This window comes from Rhodococcus sp. 14-2470-1b (assembly GCF_002259415.1).
GTDB lineage: Bacteria > Actinomycetota > Actinomycetes > Mycobacteriales > Mycobacteriaceae > Rhodococcoides.
This window is the reverse complement of record NZ_NPFY01000013.1, coordinates 1-18,018: the sequence shown is the minus strand read 5'-3', so window position 1 is coordinate 18,018 and position 18,018 is coordinate 1. Positions and strand designations below refer to the sequence as shown.

The window sequence follows — 18,018 nt, the reverse complement described above, 5'->3', positions numbered from 1 at the left end:
GGCCTCTTCACACTGCGGAAGCGGAGGGATTTGAACCCCCGGACGCTTTTGGACGTCTCTCGCTTTCAAGGCGAGTGCATTGGGCCGCTCTGCCACGCTTCCATCGTCTACCGACGAAAGACGATCCTAAACGGTTCTGCCGGTCAGGGGCCAATCACCCCCGGCCCGTCGGGCTCCCCATCGCTGCGTCGACCTTTTCGAAGATGTCGCCGAGAACCGCGAGTTCACGGGCCGTCAACAGATCGACGAGATGCTTCCTGACGCTGGTGACATGAGTCGGTGCCGCTTCCTCCAGTCGGCGGCGACCCATGGCAGTGATGACGGCAAGGACACCCCGCCCGTCGTCGACGCACGTGCTGCGTTCGACCATGCCGTCGGACTCCATGCGCCTGATCTGATGCGTCAGGCGAGACCTCGACGACAGCACACCGTCGGCCAGGTCGCTCATCCGCAGCGAGCCATCGGATGATTCCGACAGCATCACGAGGATGCGGTATTCCGCCATCGTCAGGTTGTGCGCGTCCTGCAAATCTTTGTTGAGTACCCCCTGCAATCGTTGGCCGCCGTCGATATAGGCGCGCCACGCTCTCATTTCCGCAGCATCTAACCACTGCGGGTCCCCCCCTGGACCAAAGGATCGTTCGGCCGTCACCCGACCATATTAGGCACCAGAGCTACCGATGAGTAGCTCAGCGGTCCTTTCCAGTCACTCCCTGGGCGACGCTCCCGCTCGATGTCCGTTACGGGCGGTCGGAATAGGCTCGGTGCATGTCCGAACCTCATATCGATCCCCCGTACGTCGCGGCTGCAGATCGCTACGACTCGATGCAGTATCGGCGAACCGGCACCAGTGGCCTGAAGCTCCCCGCGATCTCGCTGGGCCTGTGGCACAACTTCGGCGACGATGCCCCGCTGCAGACCCAGCGCGCAGTGCTCCGCAGAGCCTTCGACCTGGGGATAACCCATTTCGACCTCGCCAACAACTACGGACCGCCGTACGGCAGTGCCGAGAAGAACTTCGGACGCATTCTGCGGGAGGACTTCGCCGGCTACCGCGACGAACTGGTCATCTCCAGCAAGGCCGGGTGGGACATGTGGCCGGGGCCGTACGGCTTCGGCGGGTCGCGGAAGTACCTTCTGTCGTCGCTGGACCAATCGCTGCATCGAATGGGCCTGGACTACGTCGACATCTTCTACAGCCACCGACCCGACCACGAGACACCCCTCGAGGAGACGGCAGGGGCGTTGATCAGCGCCGTGCATCAGGGCAAGGCTCTGTACGTCGGGATCAGCTCCTACACGCCCGAGAACACGACGAAGATGGCCGAACTCCTGTCCGCGGCCGGTGTGCCCCTGCTGATCCACCAGCCGTCGTACTCCATGGTCAACAGATGGATCGAGGACGGGTTGCTCGACGCCCTCGCCTCGGTCGGCGCAGGCACCATCGCGTTCTCTCCCCTCGCGCAAGGCATGCTGACCGACAAATACCTGAACGGGATTCCCGACGGCTCACGCGCAACACAGGGCAAGTCGCTGAACCCTGACTGGTTCACCGACGAACACGTCGCCCACCTCCGCGGACTGAACGACATCGCTACCTCACGTGGACAGACACTCGCGCAACTCGCGCTGAGCTGGGCCCTGCGCGACCCTCGCGTGACATCGGTACTCATCGGAGCATCGAGTGTCGAGCAGCTCGAGAACAACGTGGGTGCACTGGAGAACCTCGACTTCTCCGCCGACGAACTGAGCCGAATCGACGAGCACGCACGGGACTTCGGCATCAATCTCTGGGATATCGGGTAAGGGGCAGGCATGCATGCGATAACGCTGAAAGAGTTCGGGGCTCCCGACGTGATGCAGTGGACCGAAGTAGCGGACCCACGTCCCGAGCGCGGGCAGGTCATCGTCGACGTCGCAGCCACCGCGGTCAACCGCGCCGACCTAATGCAGCGTCAAGGCTTCTACCCGCCACCGCCCGGGGCGAGCGACACGTTGGGGCTCGAATGCTCGGGGATCATCTCCGAACTCGGTGAAGGAGTGCACGACTGGAAGGTCGGCGACAAAGTCTGCGCCCTCCTCGCCGGCGGCGGGTACGCAGAGCAGGTCGCCGTCCCGTCGACCCAGCTGTTTCCCATCCCCGGCAAGCTCGATCTCCATGCGGCAGCGGCACTTCCAGAGGTCGCGTCGACGGTCTGGTCCAATCTCGTGATGTTCGGCGGCCTCCGCTCCGGTCATGTGGTTCTCCTCCACGGAGGCGGAAGCGGCATCGGAACGCACGCGATCCAGGTCGCCAAAGCATTCGGCGCCACCGTCGCCGTGACGGCCGGATCACGCGAGAAGCTCGACTTCTGCGCATCCCTCGGCGCGGACATCCTCATCGACTACAAGAACGAGGACTTCGTCGAGAAACTACCCGACGGAGCCGACCTCATCCTCGACAACATGGGCGCGAAGTACTTGGGGCGCAATGTAAATGCGCTTGCCAAGGACGGGAAGCTCATCACCATCGGGATGCAGGGCGGACTGAAGGGTGAGCTCGACTTCGGTGCACTCCTGGCCAAGCGCGGCACCGTTCACGCCGCGGGTCTGCGTGGCCGACCGGAAACCGGAGCGTCGAGCAAGGCGGACATCGTCGCAGACATGACTGCACGGTTGTGGCCGCTGATCGAGGAAGGCGCCGTCGCCCCGATCATTCACGCCGAACTACCGATCACCGAAGCGGCAGAGGGGCATCGACTGCTCGACGCCGACGCGATCGGAAAGGTCCTGCTCCGCGTCTCGTGAGTGGAAATGTGGGCCCTGGGCCCTGGGCCCTGACCCGAGGACACATTTCCACTCACATACGGAGCTTGGACAACGCCTTGGAAAGCTGATCGATCTCGTACCGCGTCGTGTACGGCGCGAGCCCGATGGTCACCGCGCCACCCTCGTCGTTGACGCCTAGAGCATCCAGAAGCCTACTGCCGCTGTGGATTCCACTGACGGTGCCGATTCGGTTCTGCGCCAAGTGCTCGGCGACCTTCTCGGCGGACGTGTCCGCGACGGTGAAACTCAACGTCGGGATACGGCTGGGAGCGTCGCCGAGCACCATGACGTGCTCCAGCTTCTCCAACGATCGCAGCAGATAATCGAACAACCGGTCGTGGTAGTCCTGCAGCGAACCGATGGACAACTGCAAGCGCTCACGACGGGTACCCGTAGCCGCGTCGTCGAGGTTGGCCAGATAGTCCACCGAGGAGACGACACCGGCGAGCAACGCGTACTGATGACCCGACACCTCGAGCCGCTCGACGCCCTTCGCGAACGGATTGAGCGACATCGACGGAATTCGATCCAACAGACCCGGATCACGGAAGACGAGCGCGCCCACCTGCGGACCACCCCAAGCCGACGCTTGAACAGCGACGACGTCGGCGCCCAGTTCCTCGATGTCGACGTGCGCGTACGGAGCCGCGCCTGCGGCGTCCACGACGATCAGCCCGCCGACGGCATGGACACGATCGGCCGCAACACGCACGTTCGGGGCCGACCCGACGATGGGCGAGGCCGCGGTCATCGCCACCAGGCGAGTGGTCGTCGTGATGAGTTCTTCGAATTGCCAGCTGGGGAGTTCGCACGTGTCGATCTCGACCTCGGCCCACCGGACCTGAGCCCCGTAGCGGTTGGCGATGCGCAGCCAGGGCGCGACGTTCGCTTCCTCGTCGAGGCGCGACAGCACAAGGCCCGTCCCGAGTCCGAGGCGCGACGACATGGACTCGGCGAGCCACGCGAGCATCGTCGCTCGATCCGGACCGAGAACGACACCTGCGGGATCGCCGCCGACCAGATCCGCTATCGCCTGACGCGCGGCGTCGAGCAAACCAGCGCTGCGACGAGACGACAGGTGGCCGGAAGTGTGAGTTGGCGCACTTCCGCGAAACGCTGTGGACACCGCGGTCGACACACGGTCGGGGATCTGCATACCGTTCTGCGGATCGAGGTGGATCCAGCCGTCGCCCAACGAGGGAATGGATCCCCTGACTCGCGCGACGTCGTACCCCATGCCGGACACTCTAAGCGCCGATTTCGTGAGCGTGTGTTCCACATCCCTTTTTCGGATCGACCGCCTGGCTGTCTTGCACGCTTGTCTTCCCTCCTCAACGACCCGAAACAACAATAATCGGCCCCGCTCATCGCGCAATCCCACCGAAACCGGAAGGATGGCGAACATGACGCACTCGGACTCGCACTCGAATCCAGAAGCCGGCGACCACGTCGTCGTGATCGGTCCAGACGGACAGCCTCTCGCACTCAGCCGGGAAGAGGCAACCGCCGCCGCGGCCCGCGCCGCAGGCACCGACAACGTGGAGAACGGCGAAACGCCCTTGTCGGACATGGTCGAGCAACCGGCGAAGGTCATGCGCATCGGCACGATGATCAAGCAGCTCCTCGAAGAGGTGCGGGCAGCTCCCCTCGACGACGCCAGCCGCACACGACTCAAAGGCATCCACCAGTCCTCGATCCGCGAACTCGAACAGGGCCTGGCCCCCGAACTCCGCGAAGAACTGGAACGTCTCGCCCTCCCCTTCGGCGAGGACGCCATACCGTCGGACGCCGAACTGCGCATCGCGCAGGCCCAGCTGGTCGGCTGGTTGGAAGGGGTGTTCCACGGAATTCAAACCGCCCTGTTCGCCCAGCAGATGGCAGCACGCGCCCAACTCGAACAAATGCGCCAAGGCGCCCTGCCTCCCGGCGTCGCCATCAACCCCAGTGGCCCAGGCCACACCGGCGGCGGAACGGGCCAGTACCTGTAAGGGGGGGCAGGAGTGGAGCCTGCGGAATGACCCGGGGAGGGGCAGGAGTGGAGCCTGCGGAATGACCGGGGCTGGGCAGGAGTGCAGCCTGCGGAACGACCGTCGGGAGCGGGTAAGGTCGACCGTCGTGTCAGCTCCAGCGAAGGAACCCGAGAACGAGACAGGAGAGCGTGTGACCGTCCCTGTTTCGGATTCGCAGACGTACAAGCGCGCATTTCGCGATCTGAAGACCGGGTTCAGTCAGCGTGAGCTGTGGCTCCACCTCGGCTGGCAGGACATCAAGCAGCGGTACCGACGCTCGGTCATCGGCCCGTTCTGGATCACCATCGCCACCGCAGTCCAGGCCACCGCCATGGGCCTGCTGTACTCGGTGCTGCTCGACATGGATCTGAGGACGTTCCTGCCGCACGTGGCCGTCGGTTTGATCATCTGGAACTTCATCAGTGCAGCGATTCTCGAGGGCGGTGACGTCTTCGTCGCCAACGAAGGCCTGATCAAGCAGTTGCCGTCGGCGCTGTCGGTGCACGTGTACCGGCTGGTGTGGCGTCAGATCCTGCTGTTCGCGCACAACCTGATCGTCTATGTGATCATCATCGCGATCTTCCGGCCGACGTTCCATTGGACCGACCTTGCGGCGTTCCCGGCCTTCGCGCTCATCGCCGTCAATGCCGTCTGGGTGGCGCTGCTGTTCGGCATCGTCGCAACGCGCTACCGCGACATCGCGCCGATTCTGCAGTCCATGGTCACGCTGCTGTTCTTCATGACGCCGATCGTGTGGACGACGCAAGGGCTGCTCAACCAGGGCGGACAGGCCGCCGAGCGCGCCCGCCTCGTCGAGATCAACCCGCTCTTCCACTACCTGGACATCCTCCGAGCCCCGATGATCGGTGAGCCCCAGGAGGCCTACCACTGGTACATCGTGATCGCCTGCACCATCGTCGGCTGGCTCCTGACCATTTTCGCTCTCAAGAAGTTCCGGGCCCGAGTGCCCTACTGGGTTTAGGGGTCTCCGCCATGTCAGTCAGCATCTCCACGCACGACGCCTGCGTCGACTTCCCCATCTTCGACGCCAAAACTCGTTCCCTGAAGAAGGCGTTCCTCGGCAAAGCCGGCGGTGCCATCGACCGGAACAGCTCCGACGTCGTCGTCGTCGAAGCCCTCAAGAACATCACGATGAACCTGAAGGAAGGCGACCGCGTCGGCCTCGTCGGACACAACGGTGCAGGCAAGTCGACGCTCCTGCGCCTGCTGTCCGGCATCTACGAGCCCACCCGCGGTACAGCCTCGGTGCGCGGCCGCGTCGCCCCCGTCTTCGACCTGGGTGTCGGAATGGACCCGGAGATCTCCGGCTACGAGAACATCATCATCCGAGGCCTGTTCCTCGGCCAGACGCGTAAGCAGATGCTTGCGAAGATGGACGAAATCGCCGACTTCACCGAACTCGGCGACTACCTCGACATGCCGCTGCGGACCTACTCCACCGGCATGCGGGTGCGCGTCGCGATGGGTGTCGTCACCAGCATCGATCCCGAAATCCTTCTGCTCGACGAGGGCATCGGCGCCGTCGACGCAGAATTCATGAAGAAGGCACGCATCCGGCTCCAGGAACTGGTGCAACGCTCCGGCATCCTCGTCTTCGCAAGCCACTCCAACGAGTTCCTCGCGCAACTCTGCGACCGCGCGATGTGGATCGACCACGGCCAGATCCGTCAAGACGGTGGCATCGAAGAAGTCGTACGAGCGTACGAAGGCAACGACGCGGGCGACCACGTGGCGACGATCTTGAAAGAGCTCGCTCGAGACGAAGCGGGAGTGGAGCCTGCGGAACGACCTCGAGACGAAGCGGGAGTGGAGCCTGCGGAACGACCTCGAGATGAGACCAGTGGCTGAGACGATCATCGGAGTCATCGTGACGCACAAGCGTCGCGAGCTCCTCGCGAAGTCACTCGATGTCATCACGCGCCAGACCCGCCCGCTGGACCATCTCGTCGTTGTCGACAACGCGCACGAGAACGAGGTCCGCGAGCTCGTCGAGTCTGCGTCGATTCCGACTACTTATCTTGGGTCGCATCACAATCTGGGCGGTGCGGGCGGATTCGCGCTCGGCATTCTCTACGCCCTGTCGCTCGGCGCGGATTGGGTGTTCCTCGCCGACGACGACGGGCGTCCCGAGGGTCCGGACGTGTTGAAGACGCTGCACGAGTGCGCACTGAAGCACGGCCTCGACGAGGTCTCCCCCGTCGTCTGCGACATCGACGACCCCGATCGTCTCGCGTTCCCGCTGCGGCGCGGAGTGGAATGGCGTCGACTACGGTCCGAGCTGATCGACCCCCGTAACCCCGACGACGACCTGCTCGAAGGAATCGCGTCACTGTTCAACGGAGCCCTGTTCAAGGCGTCGACGATCGACGCCGTCGGGGTGCCCGATCTGCGACTGTTCGTCCGCGGTGACGAGGTGGAGGTGCATCGCAGACTGCAGCGATCGGGCCTGAAGTTCGGCACCTGCCTGACGACGGCCTACGTCCACCCCAACGGCGCCGAGGAGTTCAAACCGATCCTCGGCGGGCGGATGCACACGCAGTACCCGGACGACGCCACCAAGCGCTATTTCACCTATCGCAACCGTGGGTACCTCATGTCGCAGCCCGGTATGCGGAAACTGCTGCCGCAGGAGTGGATTCGCTTCGGGTGGTTCTTCCTTGTGACCACTCACAATCCCAAGGGCCTGTTGGAATGGCTTCGTCTCCGTCGACTCGGGCGTCGGGAGCATTTCCGGAGGTGACCACCGAGGTGAGTGGAATCTGGTCGCTCCGCAGGCTCCGCTCCTGCCCCAGGGCCTACATTTCCACTCACAACGGCCGTGGGCGTCTGCGTCCGCTACCGTGTGCGCATGACGGAATCTCGGAAGCTGACGGATCGAATTCGGCATTCGGCGCGAGAGAAGTTACAGCGCGCGATCGGCGAGGTTCTGGACAAGCAGACGGCCCAGCTGGCCGAGCAGACGAGCGATCAGCAGACCAAGTTGCTGGACATTCTCGAGCGTCAGCGCCGCGAGATCGATGATCTGCACGCCTTCATCCGTGGACTCGAAATGCGCATGCGCCGCGATATTCCGTACGCGTCCGACGTCGAGGCCGCCGCTCAGAGCGCCGAGTTCGCCGAGGAGGTCATGCCGAAGGCACCCACGTTCCTGCGTCCCCACGCCACGCTGAGGTTCGCGCTCGGCGAGGTATCGGTACCGGGGATGGCGCTCGAGTTCGGTGTCGCCAGCGGTACGACGCTGGAGATCATCGCCGAGGAGATGGCGAAGCGACACGACATTTCCATCGTCGCCGGATTCGACGTCTTCTCCGGTCTACCCGAGACGTGGAGGACGGGCTTTCCGAAGGGACTGTTCGAGCAGGAAACCGAACCGACGGTGCCTGGCGCGGAGATCGTCCCCGGCATGTTCGAGGAATCGCTACCCGAGTTCCTGAAGAGCCACAAGGACACGCTCGCGTTCCTGCACCTCGACGCGGACCTGTACTCGTCGACCGTGACCGTCCTCGACCTCGTCGCCGACCGCCTGGCCGTGGGAACCGTCATCGTCTTCGACGAGTACTTCAACTTCCCCGGCTGGCGCAATCACGAATACCGCGCGTGGACCGAGTTCGTCGGCCGCACCGGCACGGAATTCGACTACCTCGGCTACACCGCGGACAACGAACAGGTCGTCGTTCGAATCCGTACCGCTCCGTCGTTGTGAGTGAAACTGCAGTGCGTTCTGGTCACTCCGCAGGGCCTACATTTCCGCTCACCTAGGAGTAGAGCCGCGTCCAGTTCTCTCGGCTGGTGAGCTCAGGAACAGCCTGCCGGTAGGACTCGGCCACGCTGTCGGTCTCGACACGCAGACGACGCAGCGCCGTCAGCCCTCGCTTCAGTAGCTCCGTGGCGGCCGCCTTGTCGCGCTTACGAACTCGCACACCCTCCTGCGAACGATCGGTGACGACGGCATGCGCGAACAGCGAGACGTGCCACCAGTGCGCATCATCGGCCGAGATCGCGACCGGGCCCGGGTGAACGCGGCCACGCGACTGGTTGAGCACACGCTTCGCCAGAACGGCCCACTCCAGGCTCTTCTTGGGGTGAGGCCCAGCCGGGGTGATGAACATGTCCGCAGGGCGGACGTCAGGAACCGAGTTCGCGTTGTAGCGCTTCGTCTCGTTGTACGCGGCTCGATCACGACGGATCGCCGCCGCGGCATCCATGCCGCCGTCGGTGAGCTTGCTCGGTCCGACGAGGAAGTCCTCGATGGCCTTGATCAACGTGAACGCCATGCCGTACTGCATGGAAACGAGATAGCGGAACAGATCGGTCGTCAACTGACGCGCGAGCTTCTTACCGTCGAGCCCCGCGTGCAGCGACGCCGTGATCATGCCGTTGCGCAGGTTGAAGTAGCGGTGCCACTCGTCCCAGTCCTTCCACGCGAAATCGGCGTGCCACACGGCCGCACCCGGAAGCGTGACCGTCGCGAATCCATTGGCACGGGCCCGGTAGCCGTACTCGATGTCGTCCCACTGGAAGAACAGCGGAAGTGGGTAACCGATCTGCGAGACGATCTCCGACGGGATCAGACACGACCACCAGCCGTTGTAGCCGGCGTCGACGCGGATCTCCTGCTTCTTCTTCAGCGCACTCTTGTCCGAGATCGCGTTCTTCACGTGCAAACCGGCTTCGAGCTTCTGAAGGTTCGCGACCTCGGCACCGACATGCACCCGATCGGGATGCAGCAGGTAAAGCATCTGCGCACCGATGATCGCGGGCTCGATGGTCTTGTTCGCGAACGCGTTCATGCGCACGATCGCCTCGGGCTCGCACAGCACGTCGTCGTCCATGAACACGACGTTGGCCGGGTCGCCGCCCTTGCCCTGCACCTCGTACAGCCCGCGGGTGAAACCACCCGCACCGCCGAGGTTGGGCTGAGTGATGTAGACCAGCTTGTCGCCGAGTTCGGCCGCGACACGCTGGAACAAGGGCCGCGTCTGCACCTGGTCGGTTCCCTGGTCCACGACGTACACGTTGTCGACGCCGAGCAGTGCAATCGGATCATCGGCCATGGCTGCCACGGTGTTGGCGCAGTCGTCGGCCCGGTTGAACGTGCAGATGACCACGGACGTCGGACGCAGTTTCTCCGGCGCGTCGACGGTCCACTCGGCGTCCTCGACCGTCAGCTCACCGGACGTGGTGGTGAATCGGGCGAACAAGGCTCCGCCGTCGAGGAACTGCTTGACGGGAACAGCGAAGTCCAGCCGCCTGGCCCGCCCGTCGGTGGTCAGAGTCTCGCTGGCCATCGTTCGCTTACGACCCTTGTAATCGGTGGCGACGATGTCGATGCGCCCCGAACCGGCAACGGAAGCCGAGAAACGCACCTCGGTCACATCGGTCCAGCGCTGCCAATAACTCGCCGGGAACCGCCCGAAGTAACTGTTCGTCTCGAGAACCGTGCGCTTCGCCAGCTTCGCCGCATACCGAGAGCGCTCGACATTGCCCTTGGCCACAGTCGTGTACATATCCGCACTCACCAGCGGCGACGGCCCGTCGAAGAGGAGACGCTGCGCGCGCAACTCCGTCGACGACGGCAGGTCGACGGATTCTGCCTCGGTCGTGGTGGTGGAATCAGCGTGACTCACAGCAACGGTCCCTTTTCTCCTTGGCTCTTGTGCTGCCCGTATTGCGAGACACAACGCCGGGCGAGGGCTCGCGGTGCAGCGTACGAGCCCTGTTGTCTGCCATTCTGGTGACCATGGTTGCACAGTCCGCTGCCGCCGACGCGGAGGCGTACTCGCCTGGAACCCGGTTGTCGCGCGCAGGACGCTCGTCATGGATACTCGTCGCGCTCGGCGCGGCCCTGGGCGCCGTCGGGTACTGGGTTGCTGCACCCAGCCTCACCGATGACGCGTACATCAGCCTGTCCGCGGCCCGAAATCTCGCCGAGCACGGTCAGTGGGCCATCGTCACCGACCTGACCGCGAATACGTCGACCTCACCCCTCAACGTTCTGCTCCTCGGCCTCATCGTGTGGGTCACGTCGTTCTTCGGCGCGCCCGCGCCGTTGTTCGCTCTGTTCGTCGCCAACGTTCTGGCCGGGGGAATCGTCGGTGCAGCGTGCGCGTCGATCTCACGGTCGATCGGTCGAGGCATGTGGCTCGGTGGGATCGCGGTCGTTCTGGTCATGAGCAACCCATTTTTGTTGTCGTCCATCGGACTCGAAGTTCTCCTCATTCCCGCAGCGGTCCTCACGCTGACCGCTGCGGCTCTGCGGGGCAGCCCCGTAGTCTTCGGCATCGCGAGCGGGCTGGCCGTCCTGGTCAGACTCGATCTCGTTCTGTTCGTGCTACTTCTCGCTGCTTTCGCGCCGACGCTGTATCGCCGCTGGCCTCGGGCTCTTCTAGCCGCGGCCGCGGTCTCCCTGCCCTGGTACGTCTTCAGCTGGATCGTGCTCGGATCACTGGTGCCGGACACGCTCGTCCTGAAAGAAGGCCAGGCCATCGAGGGTTTCAACTACTTCGACGGGCCATCCCTCTACTACGACGGCGACTGGTGGGGCACACTCGCGAGTTTCGGTCCTGCCGTCGTCGGCCTTGTCGTCACCATCGGTTGGCTCGCTGCGTGCCTGTCCAGACGCGCGCGCGACCAAGCGTCGTGGCCCCTCATCGGCCTCGGACTCGGTGGGGTCGCCTACTACCTCGCCTACACAGTTCTCGACACCGTTCCCTACCACTGGTACTACGTCACCCCGATGATCGCGGGTGGATCGGCGGCAATCTTCCTGGCCGGCATATCGCCGCGCCCGGTGGCCGCCGTCTCGCTTCTCCTCGTCATCGTAGGGATTGTGGGCTCCATCGCGTTCGACACCGTCCGACCCATGCCGTGGGCGTCACCGCCTATCTTCGGCAACTTCGCCTCGGCCGCGGACTACCAGCGCGTCGGCGAGGAGATCGGAGAAATCGTCGGCGACGACGCCGTCAAGTCCCCCGGAGAGATCGGAACGTTGGCCTACGCCTGCGAGTGCACGATCGTCGACGAGTTCTCCGACCGAGGCGTCATCATCAACGAGCGGATCATCCCGCGCCTGGAGGAATCCGGGCCTGTCGGCGACCTGCTGCTTCGCGCGAACTACGCCAACCTCGACTACTCCCGTAAGCCTGTCGTGCCGGTCTACCGCATCGAGTACCGTCCTGGCCCGAGCGACGGCTCACCCTGGACATGGACAGTGGATTCCGCAGCCCGAGGCGTCGCACACTTTGCTCTAGTTCGGAATTGACGCATCCGGTTTCGTCAGGTGCAGCTCGCCTGCTCCGGTCCAGGGCGAGGTGATCGGCCAGTCCACGAACGACGGAGGACTCTCCTGCATCCAGTTCACCCGCAGGAGGCGGTAGTCCAGCGGAATCGGGCCTGTCTGTTCGAGGGCGTCGAAATCCAGGAAATGGAAGTTCTTGCGCCACAACCAGCCGGCGACTCCTGGTTCAGCAGTCTTTTTCCGCAGATCCGCTTCGAGTGCGCCGCGATCCGAGAACTTGTCGACGACGAGGCACTCGCAGTAATAGGACAGCGCGCCGATCTCACCGCCAGACCGGACAGCCTTGTCGCCTGCGTAGGCAGGCAGCTGGGCGCCGATGTCCTCGTACTGATTCGCCGTCGCATGATTGGTCGTGATGGGAACGACCCGATCGGTGGCCGCCGTCCAACTCCACAGGGCCGCGCCCGCCAGCCCTGCGGCTGCCGCGGCGGCAAGACCGACAGACTTCACGACGGTGGGAGCCGCGAACATCGCGCCGACGAACATCACCGTCCCCGCCACCGCGGGAACCCCGTAGTACCAGTGGTAGGGAGGGACCTCGAGCAGGGTGTACGCGGCGTAGTAGGTGACGCCGCCGATCGCCCATGCCCACAAGACCGTTGCTCGACGCCATCGCCGCACCGCCGGCACTGCCAGCAGGCACAGCGCTCCGAGAATCGGCACGACAGCGGTCAGGACAGCCGCGGCGGGATAGATGTCGAGGTACATCAGCAAACCGTTGCCGAAACCCCATTCCCCCCAGGCCCCTTGGCCGGTCTTGATGACGACGGTATCCGGGACCACCGAACCGAGAAAAACCCAACTGACGAAGAACCATGGCAACGCCGTTGCTGCCGCGGCTAGCGCAGACAGCCACAGTCGATGCAGCGGCGCACTCCTGATCAGCACCAACGCGGCCGCAACGACGACCAGGTCCACACGAGCGACCACGGCGAGGCCCGAGGCCACACCGAGAGCAATCGGCGAGTGCTCCATGGCGAACACTGCTACCCAAGCCAGAATCGCCGTTCCCAGAATCACTTCCAATCCCAGAGACGACGAGACCACCGGATTCACGACGATGAGCGCTAGCGTAACCGGAGCGAAAGCCGTCGAAAATCCTTGGTGGAGAGCAATTCTTCGGAATGCGACCACCGTTGCCACGCAGGACAGGACGAACACGATCCCACATGCCAGCACGGCGTCGCGCACCACGAACGTTCCGGCAGCAAGCGCCAGAACGTTCAGCGGCGACGTCGCGGTGTTCGACGGATGACCACCGACAAGCGCCCACTCGCCATGGAATGCCAGGTTTCTCGCATACGACAGTGTGATGAAGGTGTCGTCGATCAGAAACCGCGACGCAACCGCGAACACCACAGCGGCGACAACCGCCGTCGTCGCGGGAAGAAGATAGGGCCGGACGCGTTCAGACAGTGCGTTCACCCGCGGTTGCGTAGGCGGCCTCGGTGGTGTCCTTCTGTGGACGCCACCAGTCCTCGTTGTCTCGGTACCAGTCGACGGTTGCTTTCAGACCGCTGCGAAAATCGACGTACTGGGGGGTCCATCCCAGTTCGGTGCGCAGTTTGGTCGAGTCGATTGCGTAGCGCAGATCATGGCCGGGGCGGTCGGTGACGAAATCGAAGGCGTCGGCGGCTTGTCCTGTTTCCTCGAGAATCGTCTCGAGGACGGCGCGGTTGTTCTTCTCCCCGTCGGCGCCGATCAGGTAGGTCTCGCCGAGCACACCGTTGTCGATGATCGTCCAGACGGCGCTGTTGTGGTCGTCGACATGGATCCAGTCGCGGACGTTCCTGCCTTCGCCGTACAGCTTGGGGCGCAGACCGGACAGGATGTTGGTGATCTGACGCGGAATGAACTTCTCCACGTGCTGGTAGGGGCCGTAGTTGTTGGAGCAGTTGGAAATCGTGGCGCGGACCCCGAAGCTCCGCGCCCACGCTCGGACCAGCAGGTCGCTGGAGGCTTTCGTCGAGGAGTACGGGCTCGACGGGTTGTACGGAGTGTTCTCGGTGAACCGTGCGGGGTCGTCGAGTTCGAGGTCTCCGTAGACCTCGTCGGTGGAGATGTGGTGATAGCGCACGTCGTGTTCGCGGACGGCCTGCAGCAAGGTGGTGGTGCCGATGACATTGGTGTGCACGAACGGCCAGGGGTTCGCGAGGGAATTGTCGTTGTGGGATTCCGCGGCGAAATGGACCACCAGATCGGTGTCCTTGATCAGGTTCGACACCAGGTTCGAGTCTGCGACGTCGCCTTCGACGAACTCGATCCGGTCCGCGACCGGGTCGAGCGATGCTCGGTTGCCGGCGTAGGTCAGCTTGTCCAGGACCGTGATCTCCACATCGGGCCGCTGCGCGACGGTCAGATGGACGAAGTTCGCGCCGATGAACCCGGCACCCCCGGTCACGAGCAGTTTCATACCCGCGACCATACCGGTGTGCCCGGTTTCGGGCCGAACTTGTCCGACCCCCGTGTTACCTTTTCGCAGACTTCGGGGGGAGCGTTCGTGGGATTACGTAAACGGCTACTGCTGCTGGCAGGGAGCTTGGTTGTCTTCAACCTAGTGCTGTGGGGAATACCAAAACTGGCACCTGAAGCGCCCGGCCGGTACGAAGGGGTCGCGGTCGCCGAACCGTCCAAGACGAGCCCACAAGCTCCGACAACAACACCAGCCCCTCTGCCGTCGGGGTTTCCGACGATGGAGTTTCCGCCTCCCAAAATCATCGTTCCTGACGGGGAGTCCCAGCCCATCGCAACGAAATTCGGATTGACATATGACATCCCCAGCGGTTGGGACAACTGGTACGACGGTGTGTCCGGATGGAACTTCGACGACGGCACATCCCTGGTGTTCGGTGCCCTCGGATTCTACGAAAGAGAAAAGTGCGGCGGCGAGCACAGACAACTTGCGATGACTGGCATGACCGGTCGGCCTGATGCAGACATTGCCGAAGTAGCGCGCGCGGAGATCGGTAAAATTTCCAAGATCTTCAGCGACGATGCCCAAACGTCCGTGACCGTTGACCTTCCTACACAATTCACTGTCGATGGACGTCCAGCAATAAGATACCGCGCGGACGTTTCGAACATCGTTTCCACAGATTCGTGTACACCGAGCGAGGCTCGCTTCGACATCATTGCGACCCCCTCCTACGCCACCGCAGCAACAGCACTGTTCGTGTTGAACGCAGCTCGCGGGGTAGAACGAGCTCTTACGGACGATCAAATCGAACAGATCGTCTCGACGATAAGGAGGACCTGACAGGGAAGGGCGCCGTACGCGGTTACCGCCCGCATCCTCTTCGACTGCACGCCGACCACACAGCCATTCGCGCGAAACACGGCGCCATTGTCGTCGACGATGTTGCTCGATCGCCATTCTTCCGAGCCGACCGTGTCCGACCCCTGTGTTACCTTTTCGCAGACTTCGGGGGGAGCGTTCGTGGGATTACGTAAACGGCTACTGCTGCTGGCAGGAAGCTTGGCCGTATTCAACCTAGTGCTGTGGGGAATACCAAAACTGGCACCTGAAGCACCCGGCCAGTACGAGGGGGTCTCGGTCGCCGAACCGTCTAAGACGAGCCCACTTGCTCCGACGACAACACCAGCTTCTCTGCCGTCGGGGTTTCCGTCCATGTCGAGGCCGCCGCGGATCATCGTCGGCGACGGCGAACCACAACCGATCGCAACAAAGTACGGACTGACCTATGACGTTGCCCCAGATTGGGACAATTGGTCCGGCGGGGTGGCTAGATGGGATTTCGACGACGGAACCTCGGTGGTGTTCGGGTCACTAGTGTTCTACGAACGCACAAAGTGTTCTGACGGCGAACATTCCGAGCTCGCCATTACCGGAGTCATTGGACGCCGAACAACTAACCTCGACGCAACGGCACGCAGCGAAGTCGAACGAGCCGAACTGATCTTCTCCAGCTCTGATGAGTCGAGGAAACCGTCGATCCGTATCACCGGGCCGCAGACCTTCCGGATCGGCGATCGACCTGCGGTTAGGTACCGAGCGACGATCGACGACATACCCGACGCAGCTCAGCGCTGCTCGTCCAGCCAGGCAACGTTCGACGTCATCGCCACGCCCGGCTACGCATCAGCAGAATCAGTGGTTTTCATCGTCCGTTCCGCCCGCGGTGTCGAAGGCGCACTAGGCGACTCGGATATCGACGCCATAATCTCTACGATAAGGAAGAGCTGACATGGAAGAAATCTTCGGTGCTCGTCCATCAGAAGTCGCTGGGATGGGGAAACTGACGTCCGAGATAGGTCTACGAACGATGGCATGCCATCGCTATATCGGGGATCACGCGGGCTTGAGCGATACAATCCCCGGTCAGATTCTGCAGCGGCTTGCACCGTTCATTGCTCTTTACCAAGAGAATACGCGCAGCAGGCACGTCCACCTATCGGCCAACTGCACCTACATCGGAGACGAACTCCGAAAAGCAGCATGGCTCTATCACGATGCCGAGAAGGAAACATACGACCAACTGAACGCTCATACCGATCTTGTCCCTGTACCTGTTCCGCAGCTGGGTAATTCGAAGACCGCCGCGGTGGGAAATGTCGACGATTACGTCAATGCCGCCGACTACGGCCACCCCGACGGAATCGACTATCCGCCAGCAAATCCCGCCGTGGACGACACCCGTGAGGTCATTCAAGCGGCTGCAGGCTGGCTGGGCGACGTGGACGAGACGATCTTCGAACTCACCACTTGGAGCCCCCTGACTGAAGTCACCACACCGCTGAGCGGGAACTGGAACGAGATCAGACGAGCTGGAGAAGCATTCGACATCGCGGGCAGCGCATTGGAAGCTGCCGCCGCATCACTCGAGCGTGGCGTCCGGCGCGTCGACGACTACTGGGATGGCCAGGCCGCCCAAGCTTTCACCGAGTATTCCGGTCGACAGATTGCAGCCATGTACTGGGAAGGTTCGTGCGGTCGCACGATCCACGCCATCTCCGAAGCCATCGCCGAGGAAATTCGCGAGGGCGTCCAGACCGTCGTGAGGAAGTTCGCCGAGATGTTGGAGGCCGAGGTAGATCTCGGGTCCGGCTCCGCAGCAATGAAAGTGGCGCTCAAGAAAGTTCCTGTCCTCGGGACAGCCTGGCAGCTCGGAGCGATCGTCGACATCCTGAGACAGACGATGGACCTGACGATGGATCTCGTGCGCAGAATCGAAGAACTTGTCGACCAGTTCGGACTGTTCCTCGACGCGATCATCGACCCGGAAGGTCAGGTCAGCCGCACGATCGACAAGTACCTCCAGCCGTTCAACGAGGCTCTGGACAAGGGCAAAACTGCCGTCGACGCAGGCAGAACCGCCGACATAACCCCAGTCCTCGACACGCCTGACCAACAATTCTCCGTCGGCGAAGGCGACCAACCGTGGCAGGACGCGGTATGACCGATCCCAGGAACACTCCCGAGTACAGGAGAGTGCTCGACGCCGTCGACCGCCTGCGCGCAGCTCGACTCCGCGCCGATGCCACACCGATCCGTGTGGACCAGGGCCCTGTCGTCGTCGCCGAGGCATTGCTCGAACGCCTCTCACAGGCAAGGACAGCAAGCCCGGAACTCCAGACGTACGGCGTGAGGGTGGCGTCGGGCAGCACGACATGGGACCGGATCGAGTTCGATGCCGTACCGATCCCACCGGAAGTCGAACAGATGAAGGCCGACCCCAGAATCGTTTGGCCCCGTCACTGGCCGTTGCCGCAGGAGGACGAGCCGTACAGCATCCCCTGGCAGTGAGCGCGCACGACCAGGTCCCGTCTGGGAGACTTCCCGGTATGCGGGGAATCATTCTGGCGGGCGGCACGGGCTCGCGTCTACATCCGATCACGGTCGGCATCAGCAAGCAGCTTGTCCCG

At 63.2% G+C, this 18,018-nt stretch carries 18 protein-coding genes and 1 tRNA gene; 13 read left to right on the top strand and 6 right to left on the bottom strand.

Annotated elements, in window-relative coordinates; translation table 11 throughout:
• Positions 1–15 precede the first annotated feature (15 nt).
• Together CH293_RS11500 and CH293_RS11495 are read right to left on the bottom strand one after the other, a co-directional pair.
• A tRNA-Ser gene (locus tag CH293_RS11500) sits at positions 16–102 on the bottom strand.
• 52 nt (positions 103–154) lie between these two features.
• The gene (locus tag CH293_RS11495) at positions 155–592 is read right to left on the bottom strand and encodes a MarR family winged helix-turn-helix transcriptional regulator (protein WP_052059352.1); all 438 of its coding nucleotides are present in this window, start codon (positions 590–592) and stop codon (positions 155–157) included.
• Between the two features lie 176 nt (positions 593–768).
• On the opposite strand from CH293_RS11495, the gene mgrA reads away from it, so the two are divergent.
• Together mgrA and CH293_RS11485 are read left to right on the top strand one after the other, a co-directional pair.
• Positions 769–1,806: an L-glyceraldehyde 3-phosphate reductase gene (gene mgrA / locus CH293_RS11490; RefSeq protein ID WP_094720273.1), complete on the top strand. Its 1,038-nt coding sequence runs from the start codon at positions 769–771 to the stop codon at positions 1,804–1,806.
• A gap of 9 nt (positions 1,807–1,815) precedes the next feature.
• Complete coding sequence (locus CH293_RS11485) at positions 1,816–2,787, top strand: NAD(P)H-quinone oxidoreductase (RefSeq protein ID WP_094720272.1); 972 nt, start codon at positions 1,816–1,818, stop codon at positions 2,785–2,787.
• A 52-nt stretch (positions 2,788–2,839) separates the two neighbouring features.
• Here CH293_RS11485 and CH293_RS11480 read toward each other — a convergent pair whose 3' ends face one another.
• Positions 2,840–4,045: a cysteine desulfurase-like protein gene (locus CH293_RS11480; RefSeq protein ID WP_037111613.1), complete on the bottom strand. Its 1,206-nt coding sequence runs from the start codon at positions 4,043–4,045 to the stop codon at positions 2,840–2,842.
• A gap of 166 nt (positions 4,046–4,211) precedes the next feature.
• Here CH293_RS11480 and CH293_RS11475 point away from each other — a divergent pair, with 166 nt between their 5' ends.
• The 5 genes from CH293_RS11475 (at position 4,212) to CH293_RS11455 (ending at position 8,541) form a co-directional block, all read left to right on the top strand.
• A complete protein-coding gene (locus CH293_RS11475) occupies positions 4,212–4,796 on the top strand; it encodes a bacterial proteasome activator family protein (RefSeq protein WP_176459979.1) in 585 nt (194 codons plus the stop codon).
• 127 nt (positions 4,797–4,923) lie between these two features.
• The gene (locus tag CH293_RS11470) at positions 4,924–5,799 is read left to right on the top strand and encodes an ABC transporter permease (protein ID WP_094626830.1); all 876 of its coding nucleotides are present in this window, start codon (positions 4,924–4,926) and stop codon (positions 5,797–5,799) included.
• A gap of 11 nt (positions 5,800–5,810) precedes the next feature.
• Positions 5,811–6,686 (top strand): ABC transporter ATP-binding protein, encoded by an 876-nt coding sequence (locus CH293_RS11465; protein WP_094720271.1) that lies wholly within the window; start codon positions 5,811–5,813, stop codon positions 6,684–6,686.
• A complete protein-coding gene (locus CH293_RS11460) occupies positions 6,670–7,578 on the top strand; it encodes a glycosyltransferase (protein WP_037111611.1) in 909 nt (302 codons plus the stop codon). The genes CH293_RS11465 and CH293_RS11460 overlap by 17 nt, the downstream gene beginning before the upstream one ends.
• A 108-nt stretch (positions 7,579–7,686) precedes the next feature.
• Positions 7,687–8,541: a TylF/MycF/NovP-related O-methyltransferase gene (locus tag CH293_RS11455; protein WP_037111610.1), complete on the top strand. Its 855-nt coding sequence runs from the start codon at positions 7,687–7,689 to the stop codon at positions 8,539–8,541.
• Between the two features lie 52 nt (positions 8,542–8,593).
• Here CH293_RS11455 and CH293_RS11450 read toward each other — a convergent pair whose 3' ends face one another.
• Positions 8,594–10,465, bottom strand: a complete 1,872-nt coding sequence (locus CH293_RS11450) for a glycosyltransferase (protein WP_094720270.1) — start codon at positions 10,463–10,465, stop codon at positions 8,594–8,596.
• Positions 10,466–10,578: 113 nt separating this feature from the next.
• Here CH293_RS11450 and CH293_RS11445 point away from each other — a divergent pair, with 113 nt between their 5' ends.
• Positions 10,579–12,099 (top strand): hypothetical protein, encoded by a 1,521-nt coding sequence (locus CH293_RS11445; RefSeq protein ID WP_094720269.1) that lies wholly within the window; start codon positions 10,579–10,581, stop codon positions 12,097–12,099.
• Here the strand turns inward: CH293_RS11445 and CH293_RS11440 are convergent.
• Complete coding sequence (locus tag CH293_RS11440; protein ID WP_094720268.1) at positions 12,085–13,560, bottom strand: hypothetical protein; 1,476 nt, start codon at positions 13,558–13,560, stop codon at positions 12,085–12,087. The two genes, CH293_RS11445 and CH293_RS11440, sit on opposite strands and share 15 nt — an antisense overlap.
• A complete protein-coding gene (rfbB, locus tag CH293_RS11435; protein WP_094720321.1) occupies positions 13,544–14,548 on the bottom strand; it encodes a dTDP-glucose 4,6-dehydratase in 1,005 nt (334 codons plus the stop codon). The genes CH293_RS11440 and rfbB overlap by 17 nt, the downstream gene beginning before the upstream one ends.
• A gap of 87 nt (positions 14,549–14,635) precedes the next feature.
• Here rfbB and CH293_RS11430 point away from each other — a divergent pair, with 87 nt between their 5' ends.
• The 5 genes from CH293_RS11430 to CH293_RS27880 all read left to right on the top strand — a co-directional run.
• Positions 14,636–15,391, top strand: coding sequence for a hypothetical protein (locus tag CH293_RS11430; protein ID WP_255122818.1), 756 nt, complete (start codon positions 14,636–14,638; stop codon positions 15,389–15,391).
• A 180-nt stretch (positions 15,392–15,571) separates the two neighbouring features.
• Positions 15,572–16,339, top strand: a complete 768-nt coding sequence (locus tag CH293_RS11425) for a hypothetical protein (protein ID WP_255122817.1) — start codon at positions 15,572–15,574, stop codon at positions 16,337–16,339.
• A 115-nt stretch (positions 16,340–16,454) separates the two neighbouring features.
• Positions 16,455–17,552 (top strand): hypothetical protein, encoded by a 1,098-nt coding sequence (locus CH293_RS11420; RefSeq protein ID WP_255122816.1) that lies wholly within the window; start codon positions 16,455–16,457, stop codon positions 17,550–17,552.
• On the top strand, positions 17,549–17,899 hold the full coding sequence (locus CH293_RS11415) for a hypothetical protein (RefSeq protein ID WP_255122815.1): 351 nt from the start codon (positions 17,549–17,551) through the stop codon (positions 17,897–17,899). The genes CH293_RS11420 and CH293_RS11415 overlap by 4 nt, the downstream gene beginning before the upstream one ends.
• A gap of 38 nt (positions 17,900–17,937) precedes the next feature.
• Positions 17,938–18,018: sugar phosphate nucleotidyltransferase (locus tag CH293_RS27880; protein ID WP_141217164.1), on the top strand; the 81-nt coding region annotated here is incomplete at its 3' end.